Here is a 15,469-nt window from a genome sequence, read left to right as displayed (position 1 = left end):
AACATGCGACTACATGCGACCCGGCTTCTCAGTACCGCCATCGCTTCTGCACTGTTGCTCAGTGCTTGCTCGTCAACGGAGCCGAAACCCTCCACCGACGAAGAAAACCGCCAACGGATCATTGCCGACCAGTCACGCATGTATTCCGGCCAGGAGCCGGTTACCGCACCGATCACTTTCTACGAAGCCGCCGCCCGCGCACTGAAATACAACCTCGACTACCGCCTGAAGCTGATGGAAAGTGCCCTGGCCTCGGACCTGCGCGACGTATCCAGTCACGAGATGCTCCCGCGCCTGGTCGCCTCGGCCGGTTACGCTGGCCGTGACAACGATTCCGGCGGCACCTCGATCGGCATCGAAGACCGCCAGGTCAGCTTGCGTCCGTCGACCTCCGAAGAGCGCTATCGAGAAGTGTACGGTTTGGGTCTGAGCTGGAGTCTGCTGGATTTCGGCGTCGCTTATTACCGCACCCAGCAGAAATCCGATCAGATCCTGATGGCCGAAGAGCGTCGGCGCAAGGTTGCGCAGAATGTTCTGCAGGACGTGCGCAATGCCTATTGGCGTGCTCTTGGCGCCCAACGTCTGATGCCCGAAGTCGACAAATTGCTGATGCGCACCCACACCGCGCTGACTTCGGCTCGTGAGGCCGAAACCCGTGGCCTGCTGCCGCGTCAGGAAATCCTCGCTTACCAACGCGCCCTCCTCGACTCGATCTACCTGCTGACCGTGCGCCGCCAGGATCTGGAATTCGCCCAGGCCGAACTGTCGGCGCTGATGTCGCTGCCGCCAGGTTCGAAAATGATTCTCGCCGACACGGCTGATCCAGCTTTGCCAGAGGTGCGGCAAAGCATGGCGCGACTGGAACAGTTGTCGCTGGAGAACCGCCCGGAAATCATGGAAGAGTGGTATCGCAAACGGGTTAACCAAAAGGATCTGGAGATCGCCAAAGCGCAGCTGTGGCCGAATGTCAGCGTCGATTTCGGCTACAAATACGACTCCAACAAATACCTCTACAACAACGACTGGATGAGCACCGGCCTGCAAGTGTCGATGAACCTGATCCGCCTGCTGCAATTGCCTTCGCTGAACGCCGCCGAGAAATCCCAGAGCGAAACCGACGACACCCGTCGCGTGGCGCTGTCGATGGCGATTCTCACGCAAGTGCGGGTCGGCACCCTGCGCTATCAACTCGCGCGTCAGGAAGTCGAGTTCGCCGAAGACAGCCTGCGCGTCGACCGCAGTCTGCTCGACTACGCGCAAGCCGCCAAGACCGGTGCGCTGGGTTCGGAACTGGAAGTGATCCGCTCCGAGGGACGTTATCTGCTCTCGCGTTATCAGCGTGAAGCGGCGTTTTCCAGCGCCCAGGCAGCATGGGGGCGGATGTACAACTCGGTGGGCCTCGACGTATTGCCCAAAGAAATTCAACAACACGACATCAAAACCCTGGCCCGGGAAATCCAGCGCACCTTGAATGAACAAGAACAGCAACGCCTGCTCGCCGCCACTTCGCAAGGAACGCCGAATGCGCAAAATCGCCCTTGAGTCCCGTTTCGGGGCCCTGCTGTTGGCCTGTCTGATCCTGCCGGTCCACGCCGAAGAGAGTCCTTCTGCTCCCATACTGGAAAGTGCCAGCGCAATACGCGTATTACTCGCCGCCGAACTTGAAACCACCCTGTCCAGCCAGATGGCCGGTACGTTGGGCGAACTGAAAACGGGTTTTGGTGAACAGGTCGCCAAGTCCGCCGTGCTCGCCCGCTTCAACTGCAATGAAGCCGAAGCCCGCGCCAAAGTCGCCGCCGCCGAACTGGCGATGGCCAAACAGAATCTGCAAGCGAAACAACAATTGCGTCAGCTCAATGCCGTTGGCGATATCGAAGTATCGATGGCCAATACCGAGGTGCAGAAGGCTGACGGTGCGCGGGCGATGGGCGCGGCGCAGAGCAGTTATTGTCAGGTACTTGCGCCGTTTTCCGGGCGCGTCGCCAAAGTGTATGTGAAGCCTTACCAGACCGTAGCGGCGGGCACTCCACTATTTGATCTGGTCAGTGACGGCGCGCTCAAAGTGCGCCTCAACGTGCCGTCCAATTTGTTGAAAGACCTCAAGCCTGGCCTGCCACTGCAAGTCAGCATCCATGAAACCGGCAAGACCTATCCGGCCCACGTCAGCGGTATCAACTCACGCGTCGATGCGGTGGCGCAAACCGTCGAACTGGAAGCGCGACTCGACAACAAATACCCGGATCTGATGGCCGGCATGAGCGGCACTGCACAGTTCGATCAAGCTGCTCACCCATGACAATGAACGAGCCGCTGCCTCACCCTCACCTGCTGCTGGAGCTTGATGCACTGCGCGACAAAGCCATGGCCGCCGACTCGCTGAATGCGCTGGCGTTCAGCATGGCCAACGACTTGTACCCGTTGCTGCAGTTTCATCAGGCACTGGTATTTGCCCAGCGTGAATCATCACTGGAACTGTTGAACGTCTCGGGCCTGTCGCGGCCCAGCGAGGACTCGCCGTATCTGGTGTGGTTACGCCGCGCCAGTCGCTGGGTGGCGGCGCAGGTGCCTGATGGTGAACCGGTCTGGCTCTCGCAGGAAGCAGCTAAGCCACCGGCCGATATCGCCGAAGGCTGGAACGAATGGTGGCCGGCCGGGCTATGGTGCGTGCCGGTGCAGGATCGCGATGACCAGCGGCTGGGAATGCTGATCATTTTGCTGGAGCAGGAACCGCCGACCGTGTTGTGGCAACACCTCAAGGGGCTGGTCAGCACTTGGGCGTATTGCTGGTCGGCGCTGACCCGGCGCAAGCGTTTCAGTCGCTGGCGGCCGAATCGCAAACAGCTGTTGCTGGCGTTGATCGTGATGGGCGCCCTGCTGTTGTTGCCGGTGCGGCAAACCGCGTTGGCGCCAACCGAAATCGTCTCGCGCCAGGCGCAGATCATCAGTTCGCCGATCGACGGTGTAATTGAAAAAATTCAAGTCCGGCCGAATCAACCGGTCGACGCTGGCACGCCGCTGTTCTCGCTCGACGAAACCACCCTGCGCAGCCGCGCCGAAGTACTCGGCAAGGAAGTCGCGGTGGCCGATGCCGAGTTGCAGGCCGCCAGTCAGCGGGCGTTCGATAACTCGCAAAGCAAAAGCGAACTGACCTTGCTGGCCGGTCGCGCGCAGCAACGCCGGGCGGAATTGGCCGCCGTGCAGGCGCAGCTCAAGCGCACACAGGTTTTGTCTCCGCGCAGCGGCGTCGCAGTGTTCAGCGACCCCAACGACTGGCTGGGCAAACCAGTGGTGACTGGCGAACGCATCATGCAAGTGGCTGATCCGACACAACCGGCGATGCTGATCCAACTGGCGGTGGCCGATGCTATCGCGCTGGAGCCGGGCGCCGAAGTCACGCTGTTCCTGACCGCGTATCCGCTGACGCCGCTCAAAGGCGAAATCCTCGAAACCAGTTATCAGGCGCGTCCCGGCGATGACGGCGTGGTCGCCTATCGCTTGCTCGCCAGCATCGAAGGCGCCCCGGAACACGCGCGCCTCGGCCTGCACGGCACGGCGAAAATCTACGGCGGGCGAGTCATGCTCGGTTATTACCTGCTGCGCCGGCCTTTGGCGACGCTGCGCGCCTGGAGCGGTTGGTAATGCTCGACCCGGCCGATCTGCCCGTCCCGCCACTGCGCGAAGACTTGCGCCTGAGCGAAGCAGCCCACGGCAGCAATGGTGAACCGGCGTGGGTGATTCAAGACACGGTAATAAACCGCTTTTACCGCATCGGCTGGCTCGAGTTCGAGTGCCTGCTGCGCTGGGGCCAGTCACCGCGCAAGATCAGCGAGCAGATTGCCGAAGGCACGGCGCTGCGGCCTGATGTCGAGCAGGTACTGGATTTTCGCCAGTTTCTCGAACAGCATCAATTATTGCGCTCAGGCCCGGCGGCACTGGAACGCCTCAAAGCCAAAGGCGAAGAAGGTGGCTGGCTGACCTGGCGCTGGTGGCTGCATCACTACCTGTTTTTCCGTATACCGTTGCTGCGCCCGCAGAAGCCACTGCAGCATCTCGCGCGCGCATTGGGCTGGTTGTTTCATCCACTGACAGGGATGCTGGTACTGAGTCTCAGCGTGCTGGGTATTATTCTGGTCTTGCAGCAGTGGGACGTTTTCACCAGCGCCGTGGTCGAGTCGTTTTCCACCGAAGGCCTGTTCAGTTTCGCCCTCGCGTTGATCGTCGCCAAAACTCTGCATGAACTTGGCCATGCACTGGTCGCCACGCGTTTGGGCTTGCGCGTCGGGCACATGGGCATTGCGTTCGTAGTGATGTGGCCGATGCTCTACACCGACACCGGTGAGAGCTGGAAACTCAGCCGCTCGCGGCAACGCTTGGCGATTGCCTCGGCAGGGATTGTGACCGAACTGTCGCTGGCCGGAATCTCCACGCTGGGTTGGGCCTTGTGTGATCCCGGTGCTTTGCGCAACGCCCTGCTCTATCTGGCGACCACCAGTTGGTTGCTGTCACTGGCGCTGAATGCCAGCCCGTTCATGCGCTTCGACGGGTACTTCATTCTTTCCGACCTGCTCGATTTCCCCAACCTGCACGAACGCGCCTCGGCACTGGCTCGCGTAACCCTGCGGCGCAATCTGCTGGGCTTGCAGGAGGAGTGGCCGGAGGAGTTTCCAACCGGCCAGCGGCGTTTGCTGGTGACTTTCGCGATCATCACCTGGTTATATCGCTTGGTATTGTTTCTGGGGATCGCGCTGGCGGTCTATCTGTTCTTTTTCAAGGTGCTGGGGATTTTCCTGTTCATGGTCGAACTGTCGTGGTTTATCGCAATGCCGGTGATGCGCGAACTGGGACACTGGTGGAAAAACCGCGCGGCAATTCCCAGCCGGCGCAAGGTGACGTTTTACGCGCTGCTGCTGTTGATACTGCTGGGGCTGGCGATGCCATGGCGCACACAGATCGATGCAGTCGGCGTGGCCCGGGCCGAGCACCAGTTGCGCGTGTATGCGCCCTACCCGGCGCGCCTGCAATCGATTCACCCGCAGGGCCCGGTCAAGGCTGGGGAAACGCTGATCACCCTGGACGAGCCGGATATCGCCTCGCGTCTGCATACCAGCGAAGCCAGTGCGCGCAGCTATGAGGCGCGGCTGTCCGGGCTGATCGCCGATCCCGGCGGCCTGGCGGAAGACGCCGTGACTCGCCAGCGCCTCAACGTGCAATTCGAAGAAGCTCGCGCTGCCCGCTCGGAGATCGCCCGACTCAACCTGCAGACACCGTTTGCCGGGGTATGGCTCGACGTCAATCCAGACTGGAAAGCCGGGCAATGGGTCGGCCGTCAGGAGGCATTGGGTATGCTGATTGATCCGCGCAGTTGGCAGGTCGACGCTTATGTCGCCCAGGACCAGGTGCACCGCATGGCCACCGGCGATCACGTTCGTTTCTATGCGGATGGCCAGACCACGCCACTGTCCGGCCGTGTCGTGCAGATCGGCAGCACCCGCGCCAGTCAGCTGTCGCATCGCATGTTGTCATCACGTTTTGGCGGACCCGTGCCGACGACCAGTGCCGAACCTGCGCTGATTCCGAGCAACGCGCTGTTTCAGGTGCTGATTCAGCTCGATGAGCCGCTACCGAGCCTGCGCGAAACCCGTGGGCATCTGAAGATTGAGGGGGAGCGCCGCAGCGTGCTCGCCGACGGTGCGACGCACGTACTGGCGGTATTGATGCGCGAAAGCGGCTTCTGACAATACCGTCTAGCCAGCAACGACAAATACGATAATCGGCCCGCACACGGCCAGCAGCACATTGGAAATCGCATAGCACACAGTGAACCCGATCACCGGGGTGTTACTCCCGGACTGCTCGATGATCTTGTTCATCGACGCTGCCTCGGTCTGCGCACCCGCCAAGGCGCCAAACAGGATCATCGGGTGCAAGCGCAGCACATAGCGACCGAAGTACAGCGCCACCAGTGGCGGCACAATCGTCACCACGGCCCCGGACAGCAACAGTGCCAGGCCCTGCTCTTTCATTGCGGCAAACGCCGCCGGCCCGGCGAGCAAACCGACCACGGCGCCAAACGCCGTCAGGCCAAACTCGGAAAACGCCCATTGCGCTGCCGGCGGCAACGCGCCGATTTCCGGGTGGCGCGAGTTGTACCAGCCAATCACCAGCGCGGCGACCAGCACCCCGCCGCCGATGCCCAGCTCCACCGGAATCATGCCGACATGGGTCGAGAGCAATCCCAGCAGTGAGCCAAGCACCATGCCCAGCGTGTGCATGGCGATATCGCTTTTGTAGTTGTTCTTGCGGATCCGCCCCAAGCGTTTGGCAATCGCCTCGACACTGGCAGTGCGCCCGGTCAGCGTCAATACGTCGCCCCGGCGCAGCACGGTGTTGGGCAGCAGGGGCAGTTCGTAGCCCTGGCGGCAGATGGTGTTGACGAAACAGCCCAGGCGTCCATCGCTGGCCAGCCGGGTTTTCGCTTCATGGATGGTCTTGCCGGCAAACTCTGCCGACGTCAGGACGACGTCCACTTCCCGCGTGGGGAATGACAGCGACTCGGGGTGATCGATTTCCGGGCCGACCCAATGGCTCAGTGTGCCCACGGCATCGCGCAACGCGTATACGCCAAGGATATCGCCGGCCATGAGTACCAGGTTTTCATCGCGTTCGATGATCTGCCCGGCCCGAACCACGCGCTCAACGGTCAATGAGTCATGCAGTTTTTCAAAATCGATGATGCGCTGGCCATCCGCCTGACCATTGCTCGCCACTTGGTGAGCCCGCACGACCATGCGCGTGTAGGGCACGGTGATCGCCTCTTCTTCCTTGGCGATGCCCAGTTCCAGCTCCAGTTCACGCGCCGATTCGCGCAGATTCACCCCGAGCAGCTTCGGCGCAATACTGCCGACAAACACGATCAGGCCAATGGTGCCGAACAAATAGGTAATGGCGTAGGCAATTGCCATGTGGCTGTTGAGTTCGGCCTTGGCTGCGGGATCAATCGTCAGTTGGTTAATCGCGCTGGTCGCGGTGCCCATGATCGCCGTGTCGGTCAGCGCACCGGCACCGAGGCCTGCGGTAAACCCGGCGTCGAAATCGAACACCGAGTACATCAGCAGAATCGCCCCCAACGCGGTGGCACACAGCACCACCGAGAGCAGCACCAGTTTCAGAGTGCCGCGATTGAGGCTGCCGAAAAACTCCGGGCCACTCTTGAAACCGACGGCATAGATGAACATCACGAAAAACACCGATTTCAGGCCCGCCGGCACTTCCAGACCGATCTGCCCGATCAGCAAGCCCATCAGCAACGCGCCGGCCACTGAGCCGAGGTGAAAACTGCCGATGTGAATCCGACCGACAAAAACGCCTAGGGCAATGGCCAGGAACACTGCGATTTCCGGATCGGTGCGCAAGGCGTGCAGGATGAATTCGAGCATGGGGCGGACTCCTTTGAGCGGCGTTCACTGATCCTTCGGTTTTTGCGCGGGTGCCGTGTACCAATTTTCCCTTGGCACCCTTTTCTCGCTCTGTGGATCGCCCAAATAGTGCGGCGACATGATCTGCACGCCGTACTCGTTGAACACGTCCTGAATATTGGCGTGAAGCATGCTCAGCAGCACCGCGCGCGGACGTGGCTGGCTCGGGATCGCTTGGGCGACCAGGCGGTATTCGGGATAGAAATCCGACAGAGCAGTCTGGAACACCTGCGCCGGCGGCTCTTCGAGAATGCCCGGTGTGCGCTTCGCGGCTTCCAGCAGCATTGCTTCGACCTGACGCCAGGGTGTGTCGTAGCCGATCGTCACCACCGTGTCGACGACATAACCCGGGCCTTGTACGGTGCGCGAGTAGTTTTTGGTGACGGTACCGGTGATCATTGAATTGGGCAGTGTCAGCACTTCACCCAGGCCGGTGCGAATCCGGGTTGTGAACATGCCCAGATCGGTGACGGTGCCTTCGTACTCGCCGATCCTGACGAACTCGCCGGGGCGCAAAGTGCGCGTGTAGGTCAGGATCAAGCCGGCGGCTGCCTGTCCGACAACGCTGGTCGCGCCGAGGGAAATCATCAGGCCGATCAGCACCGACAAGCCTTTGAATGCATCGGTGCCGGCCCCTGGCAGATACGGATAGGCCATCGCCAGGGCAAACAGCCAGACCGCCAGCGCCGTCAGCCGTTGGGTCGGTTGCAGGGTTTCATGAGTGAGCCAGCTGAACGTGCCCGGCATCGCCATGCGCCGCAGGATGCGTCGGGTAAACGCGATGACGCCACGGGCGATAAAGAAAATCGCCAGTGCCACGCCCAGCCCGGGAATTGCCCCGACAATGCCTTGCAGTAAGTAACCGGCCAGTTCGAACAGGTAGTTGTTGAGGCTTTCACCCCATGGCCGGGTGTAGGGAAACCGCGACAGGACAAAGCCCAGCCACTCATAGGTCAGCAGCAGAATCACCAGCCAGCGCAGCAGCAACAGGAAACGGCTGACCAGTGGATAAAGGAAGTTAGAGTCGATCAGTTGCACCCGGCCGACCTTCAGGGCCTGGGTGTGGCGATCCATCAGTTCAGGCAGTTTTGCCAGCAGTTTTCGACGCAAATACGCCAGGCACCAAAGCAGCGCGAGGTAAATCAGCGTGGCGAGAGCTGCCAGTGCCAACGAGCGCAGAATCAAGTCGAGACTACGCGCCTCGTGGGTTTCGTAGACCACCTGGCGCAACTTCTCGGCGGCACCTTCGGCGGCTTGTTGCACCGAGGAATAGGCCAGCGCGTCAATATCCTTGGGGGCAACGATAAACGCACGTTTGGCGCCGACCAGCACCAAATAGCTGTCCTGGATCGGGTCAACGGTGACCGTCAGATCATCTGCCTCATCCAGCGCTTCATTGATGACCATCTTCGCTCGCTTGACCCGCGAGGCTGGCGCCTCACCCAGTATCGTCGCGCGAAACAGCATGATGCTGCGGTTGGCAATCTTAAGCTCAACCGCCTCGTCGGTAGACTTTGTCGCTTCTTCGGCGGCCCAGCCGAGCCCGCTCCATAGCGCTGAACACACCACCATCGATACCGCCAGCAGCCTGTTTCGCATGCGCCTGTTTCCTTACGCCCAAGTGTCGAAGGTGGATTCGTTAGCCAGCGTAGTTCAGCGATGAAAGGTTGTCAGATCAGAAGATCGAGCTCTTTAAAACTTTGGAGCGCCCGCAACATGCGGTGAAAAGCGACGAATAAGAATTCGCTCACTATGCTGGCTGAAGATAAAAAACATCGGGCAAACAAGTCGATACTTCACCTACCAGGGAGACCGTAATGTCCAAGCCGCCTCAATTGATTTTGCCGCTGACCTTGGCGTTACTACACAGCGGTGTGACCTACGCAGCAGACTCCGCCGAACTTGCCAAACAAGCGCTTAACCCCGTCGCCGCAATGTATAGCCTGCCCGTGCAATACAACTGGGATCAACATGCAGGACCCAGCCGAAACGGAATACAAAGCGTCACCAACATTCAGCCGGTGCTGCCGTTCACACTGAACGAAAACTGGAATCTGATCTCCCGAACAATCCTGCCAGTGATCGATCAACACGGCTTTGCTGCAGGTGGCGCGGCCGACAAGTCCGGCATGGGAGACGTCACCCAAAGCTTTTTCTTTTCACCAAAAAAAGCTACCGACAGCGGATGGATAGTGGGCGCAGGCCCTGCTCTGCTGATTCCAACCGGCAGTGATGAACTGCTGAGCAGCGAGCAATGGGCGGCCGGGCCCACGATCGTCGCGCTCAAGCAAGCCAACGGCTGGACGCACGGCATTCTCGCCAATCATCTCTGGGGGCTTGAAGGTAGCCCGCCAGATGACAAGGACAAGGTCAATCAAACCTTCCTGCAACCGTTCCTCTCCTACACGACCAGTCAATTGACGACATATGGAGTTAACAGCGAGTCGAGCTATAACTGGCGGTCAAGTGAGTGGTCTGTCCCGATAAACATTACTGTTACCCAGTTGATGAAGATTGGGGGACACCCGATTACCGTCCAGGCCGGACCACGTTACTGGGCTGACAGTGCCAGGAATGGTCCTGAGGGTTGGGGGTTTCGTGCGGCAATTACCTTTTTGTTTCCGCGTTAACTGTTGCTTTGTGCCGCTTATCCCAAAGCGAGCATCAAGTCCGGGCAGAAATCCAGTGGTGGTCTATCGTCCTTAGGGTTGTCGAATTGCGCTGTTCATTTCGGAGCACAGTCGTACTTTTTCAACGCATTCGCAGCATTAACAGGACCGCATCTGACATAGAAGTCGCATTTGTGCGACCCACCGGCCAAGGAGCCAGTCTTATGACTAGCGTACGCAAGTGGTTACCCAAATTCGCCATCCTGGCGACGTCGCTCATTGCTTTATCGACAACCGTTTCAGCCGCCGACAAACCCAACATCCTTGTGATCTTCGGTGATGACGTTGGGCAGACCAACATCAGTGCGTACTCACATGGGGTCGTTGGCTATAAGACGCCAAACATCGATCGAATTGCCAAAGAAGGCATGATGTTTACCGACTACTATGCGGAGAACAGCTGCACCGCCGGGCGTTCGACATTCATCACCGGTCAATCACCACTGCGTACCGGGCTCTCTAAAGTCGGTATGCCGGGGGTGCCAGTCGGTCTGCAAGCAAGGGATGTGACGATCGCCCAAGCGCTGAAATCCAAGGGTTATGCGACCGGACAATTTGGCAAGAACCACTTGGGCGACAAGGATGAATACCTTCCCACCAACCACGGCTTTGATGAATTCTTCGGTAACCTCTATCACCTCAATGCCGAAGAAGAACCCGAGCGCGAGCTGTGGCCGAAAGACGATGCGAGTTTCGTCAAGGCAGCCTCGCCTCGCGGCGTGATCCACAGCTTCGCCGACGGCAAGATCGAAGACACCGGGCCGCTGAACAAAAAACGAATGGAAACCATTGATGACGAGACCACTCAGGCCGCCATCAACTTCATGGATAAACAAGCGAAGGCTGACAAACCGTTTTTTGTGTGGATGAACACTACGCGCATGCACGCATTTACTCATGTGCGCGAATCGATGAAAGGCCAGAGCGGGATGCCGGGTAATGAATATGCAGACGGCATGCTGGAACACGACGGTGATGTAGGCAAATTGCTCAAAGCCGTTGATGACCTGAAAATTGCCGACAACACCATCGTGGTCTACACCACCGACAACGGTCCGAACCAATGGTCTTGGCCTGACGCTGCAACAACCCCGTTCCGCAACGAGAAGAACTCGAACTGGGAAGGTGCTTTCCGCGTACCGGCGATGATCCGTTGGCCTGGCAAGATCAAGGCCGATTCGGTTTCAACGCAAATGCTCTCCGGTCTTGACTGGTTTCCAACACTGCTTGCCGCTACGGGCGACACCGATATCAAGGAACGCCTGCTGAAGGGGGCCGACGTTGGTGGCAAAAACTTCAAAGTCCATCTGGATGGCTTCAACCAGCTCGATTACCTCACCGGGAAAACCGAAAAGAGTGCTCGTGATGAGTTCTACTATTTCAGCGATGACGGCGACTTGGTGAGCATGCGTTACGGCGACTGGAAACTGGTGTTCTGCGAACAACGCGCACCAGGAGGCTTGAAGGTCTGGAGTGAACCCTTCACATGCCTGCGGGTACCAAAGCTTTTCAACTTGCGCATGGACCCTTACGAGCGCGCCGACGTAGTGTCCGACCAGTATTACGACTGGCTGACCAAGAACGACTTCCTGGTATTCAATGGCATTCGCAAAGCAGCAGCGTTCCTGCAGACTTTTGTCGACTACCCGCCTAGCCAACGTCCAGCCAGCTTCAGCATTGATCAGATTCGGGCTGACGTAGACAAAAAAATCGAGGAGAAAATGAAACAGCAAAAATAACAGGAGCTGCTGCCAAGCGTCCGCCCGAGGGCGGACGTTTTGCTTTTGGGACCGAGTTGCACTACTGATCCTGGATGAAAGGAAAGCAAAGCAGTGGAAAGAAAGACTTCAGTCGCCAGCTTCTTGTTATCCATCACTGCGCTCGGAGTGAGTCCCGTGTTACTTGCGGCCGAGGGTGGCGTTGGGCGTCCGATTACAGGCCAACAGGTATATTCCAACGCAGGGGTAGTACCACCAGAACCTGGCTGGATCATGTCACTGACCAGCATCTGGTACGACGGTGATCTAAAGGGCAATAAGGGCGTGCCCATTGTCGGTAGAGTTGGTGGAGATCTGGATATGAAAGTGTCCTATACCATCGCCAACTTCACTCATGTCTGGGATACCGGCAAAGGTCGATGGAACTATGCATCGGCTATTGGCGTGCCGGTGCAATATACCGATGTAACAGTGGATCTTACCCAACCTCGGGGCCGCGTGCTGGGGGCAGAAGACACGGGTACCCAGTTTGCGGATATTCTGGTCACACCCATCGCTGCCGGTTATCACTTCGACGCGCAGAACCACATATCCTTTTCCCTTCCGGTTTACCTCCCGACAGGTGCCTACAACGATAATCGCCTGGCCAACCCTGGCCAGAACAACTATACGTTCATGCCGACCGTCGCCTTCACCCACCTGGACGGCTCGGGTGGCGAAATGACGCTGTCCTCCGGCTTAGAGTTCTATACCGAGAACGAAGCCACCGATTATCGCAATGGCAACATTTTCACCTTTGATGCGCTCTGGACGCACGGGTTCGGAAACGGGTGGAGCGCAGGCATCGTCGGTGGGTATGTGCAGCAGATTACCGACGACAAAGGCCAGACTGCTGATTCATTCGGCGGCTATCGCGGTCGCTCCGTGGGAGCCGGTCCGGTGGTCGGCTGGGCGGGTAAATTCAGTGATGCTCAAGCGAATGTCAGCGCTCGCTGGGTGCCGGAGTTCGATACTAAAAACAGGCCGGAAGGTAGCGGTTTGGCGGTCAGTTTGACGCTGGCTTTCTTTTGAGCATCCGACTCACCAACCAATTCATCCGACCTGAACACTACGCGCGTTCGACGAGTTTATCCTGCTCTACTAAAAGTCCATCGTCGCCGACAGCAGATACGTTCGCGGAGTCGAAAGCGTCAATCCCGGCTCGCTGTCATCCGAAGCGCCCGCTGAACTCCAGTAGCGTTTATCCAGCACGTTTTCGACATTTGCGCGCAAGGTAATCGTCTTCTCGTCCAACTTGAAAGCATAGCGTGTGCCGACGTCGAACCGTTCCCAGGAGTCGATTTCCTTATCGTTGGACTGGTCCAGATACTGCGAACTCGAATAGATTCCACGGCTGGTCAATGTCAGGCCCTGCACAGTCGGCACGTCCCACTCCGCGCCGAGGTTGACGTTGTATTTCGGTGTTGCCGGCGCACGGTTGCCGTCGAATGTGCCGTTGGTGGTGTGGGTCAGTTCGCTGTCGATATACATCACACCGCCGAGCAATCGGAAGCCCTTGAGCGGTTCGCCAAATACGCTCAGTTCTGCGCCGTTGTTTTCGCGCTTGCCGTTCGGGCCGAAGACTCGCGTGGTGGCGTTGGTTTCGTACGCCGGTTGTTTGATGCGGAACACCGCTGCCGTCAGCGCGTACGCGCCCGCGTCGTACTTGGCGCCGACTTCGATCTGGCGGCTGATGAACGGTGGGAAGATTTCGTCTTCGTTAATTGACGTTGATGGCGCGATCTTGCCTTGGCTGAGGCCTTCCATGTAGTTGGCGTACAGCGAGAGTTTGTCGGTTGCCTTGAACAGAATCCCGCCGGACGGCGAGACCTTTTCTTCATCGTAGGCGGTGTCGCCCTTGATGCCATCGCTCCAGTCATCGACTTTGACCCGCTGCCAGCGCGCCCCCAAAGTCAGCAACAGGCGATCATCGAAGAAACCGAGCGTGTCGGACAACGCCACGCCGCTGAAGCGATTTTCGGTGTAGACCTTGGCGTCATTGCGGGTCGGCGTGCCGGGCTTGGCGATTTCCACCGGGTCATAGAGATTGCTACGCCCGGCGGCATATCGGGCGCCGCCGTTTTCGAAGTCCATATAAAAGTAGTTGGCCGCCAGGTTCACTTCATGGCTGACCGGTCCGGTCTGGAACCAGTTGCGCACCCCAGCGGTAGCCGTGCGGACGTTTTCGTCGCGGGTGAAATCTCGGGGCTGGACGCTGAAGTCACCGGCGTCGTTGGTCACCGAAACGGCATGACGCAAAAAGTCGTGATTGCTTTTTCGGGCGCCGACGGCGCCATACAGCATCACCGAATCACTGACATCGAACTCGCCGTTCACCGTGCCGAAAGTGTCTTTGGTGCGCGCCTGGCTCCAGGGTTGCGCGTAGTTATCGCGCACATCACTGGCGTTCGGGACCTTGGCATTGGCGGCGACTTGCACGCGTTCCTGCGGTGCGTCGGTGTCGCGTTCGGTGTGGCCGATATCAGTGGACAGTCGCAAGCGTTCGCCACGGAAATCCAGGCCAAATACCGCCATGTCGCGATCGACGCTCTGATGATCCCATTCGGTATCGCCGGACTGTTTGACCCCGTTGAAGCGCACCCCGAATTGATTGTCTTCGCCAAAGCGCCGTCCGACATCCACCGCGCCGCCGACTTGGTTGTTCGAGGCGTAATTGGCTGTCAGCGAGGTAATCGGCTTGTCGGTCGCACGTTTCGGCACGACGTTGATCCCCCCTCCTACACTGCCCCGTGGCGAAATACCGTTGATCAACTGGCTTGGGCCCTTGAGGATGTCGACGCGATCAGCCATTTCCATGTCGATGGTGTACGTCGGCAGGATTCCGTAGAGGCCATTGTAGGAAACGTCGCTGTTGAACAGGCTGAAACCACGAATGGTGAATTGCTCATAGCGGCCACCGGCCGGGTTGGTGGCGCGTACCGAAGGGTCGCTGCCGATCAGATCGCCGAGCGTGCGCGCCTGTTGGTTTTTCACTGTTTCGCTGGTGTAGGTGGTCATGCTGAACGGGGTTTCCATGAAATCCCTGGAGCCCAACAGCCCTTGCGAGCCACGCCGTGCAACCTGGCCGCCGGCAAACACGTCGGCATCCGCCGAGCCGCTCGCGCCAAGAATGGAGGTAGGCGCAAGTTGCAAGGTGCTGCCTTGTGCTGCGGGTACCAGCGTATAAGCCTGATCGCCGACCGGTTGCAGCTGCAAACCAGAGCCCAGCAACAACCGGCTGAACCCCTCCTCCACGCCATATTCACCGGACAAACCATTGCTGTTGCGGCCGCTGACCAGTGCCGGATCCACCGACAGATTGACGCCCGCGAGACCGGCGAAACGCGTCAGCGCTGCACTCAGACTACCGGACGGCACCTGATAACTGCGGCGGCTGCCATCGTCGGCCCAGCTCGATTGGATCAACATGGGGCTCGCACTCAGGCTCAGCAAAAGGCTCAACTGCAACAACGGACGCAAACGACCTGGGAATACTGCGGGCATTGGTAGAAGCTCTCGATTTTGTTCACTTGCCTGGAATGACCAGCGAGGCGAAAAAAAGGGACAG

The 15,469-nt window shown here is 59.0% G+C and carries 10 protein-coding genes; 7 read left to right on the top strand and 3 right to left on the bottom strand.

The window, feature by feature from the left end:
- The first annotated feature begins 3 nt into the window (after window positions 1-3).
- The 4 genes from AC4IHP_RS16360 to AC4IHP_RS16345 are packed head-to-tail and all read left to right on the top strand — an operon-like array spanning window position 4 to window position 5,735.
- Complete coding sequence (locus AC4IHP_RS16360; protein WP_490832176.1) at window positions 4-1,542, top strand: TolC family protein; 1,539 nt, start codon at window positions 4-6, stop codon at window positions 1,540-1,542.
- The gene (locus AC4IHP_RS16355) at window positions 1,523-2,296 is read left to right on the top strand and encodes an efflux RND transporter periplasmic adaptor subunit (protein WP_490832175.1); all 774 of its coding nucleotides are present in this window, start codon (window positions 1,523-1,525) and stop codon (window positions 2,294-2,296) included. The genes AC4IHP_RS16360 and AC4IHP_RS16355 overlap by 20 nt, the downstream gene beginning before the upstream one ends.
- Complete coding sequence (locus tag AC4IHP_RS16350) at window positions 2,293-3,639, top strand: efflux RND transporter periplasmic adaptor subunit (RefSeq protein WP_490832174.1); 1,347 nt, start codon at window positions 2,293-2,295, stop codon at window positions 3,637-3,639. The genes AC4IHP_RS16355 and AC4IHP_RS16350 overlap by 4 nt, the downstream gene beginning before the upstream one ends.
- Window positions 3,639-5,735 (top strand): site-2 protease family protein, encoded by a 2,097-nt coding sequence (locus tag AC4IHP_RS16345; protein WP_490832173.1) that lies wholly within the window; start codon window positions 3,639-3,641, stop codon window positions 5,733-5,735. Before AC4IHP_RS16350 ends, AC4IHP_RS16345 begins: the two co-directional genes overlap by 1 nt.
- 9 nt (window positions 5,736-5,744) lie before the next feature.
- Here AC4IHP_RS16345 and aspT read toward each other — a convergent pair whose 3' ends face one another.
- Both aspT and AC4IHP_RS16335 read right to left on the bottom strand, forming a co-directional pair.
- Window positions 5,745-7,436: an aspartate-alanine antiporter gene (aspT, locus tag AC4IHP_RS16340; RefSeq protein ID WP_490832172.1), complete on the bottom strand. Its 1,692-nt coding sequence runs from the start codon at window positions 7,434-7,436 to the stop codon at window positions 5,745-5,747.
- A 24-nt stretch (window positions 7,437-7,460) separates the two neighbouring features.
- Window positions 7,461-9,074, bottom strand: coding sequence for a mechanosensitive ion channel family protein (locus tag AC4IHP_RS16335; RefSeq protein ID WP_490832171.1), 1,614 nt, complete (start codon window positions 9,072-9,074; stop codon window positions 7,461-7,463).
- Window positions 9,075-9,292: 218 nt separating this feature from the next.
- On the opposite strand from AC4IHP_RS16335, the gene AC4IHP_RS16330 reads away from it, so the two are divergent.
- The 3 genes from AC4IHP_RS16330 (at window position 9,293) to AC4IHP_RS16320 (ending at window position 12,933) form a co-directional block, all read left to right on the top strand.
- Window positions 9,293-10,105, top strand: a complete 813-nt coding sequence (locus AC4IHP_RS16330; RefSeq protein WP_490832170.1) for a transporter — start codon at window positions 9,293-9,295, stop codon at window positions 10,103-10,105.
- A 203-nt stretch (window positions 10,106-10,308) separates the two neighbouring features.
- Window positions 10,309-11,883, top strand: coding sequence for an arylsulfatase (locus AC4IHP_RS16325; protein ID WP_490832169.1), 1,575 nt, complete (start codon window positions 10,309-10,311; stop codon window positions 11,881-11,883).
- A gap of 252 nt (window positions 11,884-12,135) precedes the next feature.
- Window positions 12,136-12,933, top strand: coding sequence for a SphA family protein (locus AC4IHP_RS16320; RefSeq protein WP_460119259.1), 798 nt, complete (start codon window positions 12,136-12,138; stop codon window positions 12,931-12,933).
- A 69-nt stretch (window positions 12,934-13,002) separates the two neighbouring features.
- Here AC4IHP_RS16320 and AC4IHP_RS16315 read toward each other — a convergent pair whose 3' ends face one another.
- The gene (locus AC4IHP_RS16315) at window positions 13,003-15,405 is read right to left on the bottom strand and encodes a TonB-dependent siderophore receptor (protein ID WP_490832168.1); all 2,403 of its coding nucleotides are present in this window, start codon (window positions 15,403-15,405) and stop codon (window positions 13,003-13,005) included.
- Between the last annotated feature and the right edge of the window lie 64 nt (window positions 15,406-15,469).

It is taken from the genome of Pseudomonas sp. UF-293, from assembly GCF_058245595.1.
Note: the sequence above shows the minus strand (reverse complement) of the source record. Positions and strands in the feature narration are given on the sequence as shown.

Coding starts and splice junctions, on each gene's coding strand:
- AC4IHP_RS16320 (WP_460119259.1), top strand. CDS start 12,136: ATGTCACTGACCAGCATCTGGTACGACGGTGATCTAAAGGGCAATAAG.
- AC4IHP_RS16350 (WP_490832174.1), top strand. CDS start 2,293: ATGACAATGAACGAGCCGCTGCCTCACCCTCACCTGCTGCTGGAGCTT.
- AC4IHP_RS16345 (WP_490832173.1), top strand. CDS start 3,639: ATGCTCGACCCGGCCGATCTGCCCGTCCCGCCACTGCGCGAAGACTTG.
- AC4IHP_RS16325 (WP_490832169.1), top strand. CDS start 10,309: ATGACTAGCGTACGCAAGTGGTTACCCAAATTCGCCATCCTGGCGACG.
- AC4IHP_RS16360 (WP_490832176.1), top strand. CDS start 4: ATGCGACTACATGCGACCCGGCTTCTCAGTACCGCCATCGCTTCTGCA.
- AC4IHP_RS16315 (WP_490832168.1), bottom strand. CDS start 15,405: ATGCCCGCAGTATTCCCAGGTCGTTTGCGTCCGTTGTTGCAGTTGAGC.
- AC4IHP_RS16335 (WP_490832171.1), bottom strand. CDS start 9,074: ATGCGAAACAGGCTGCTGGCGGTATCGATGGTGGTGTGTTCAGCGCTA.
- AC4IHP_RS16355 (WP_490832175.1), top strand. CDS start 1,523: ATGCGCAAAATCGCCCTTGAGTCCCGTTTCGGGGCCCTGCTGTTGGCC.
- AC4IHP_RS16330 (WP_490832170.1), top strand. CDS start 9,293: ATGTCCAAGCCGCCTCAATTGATTTTGCCGCTGACCTTGGCGTTACTA.
- aspT (WP_490832172.1), bottom strand. CDS start 7,436: ATGCTCGAATTCATCCTGCACGCCTTGCGCACCGATCCGGAAATCGCA.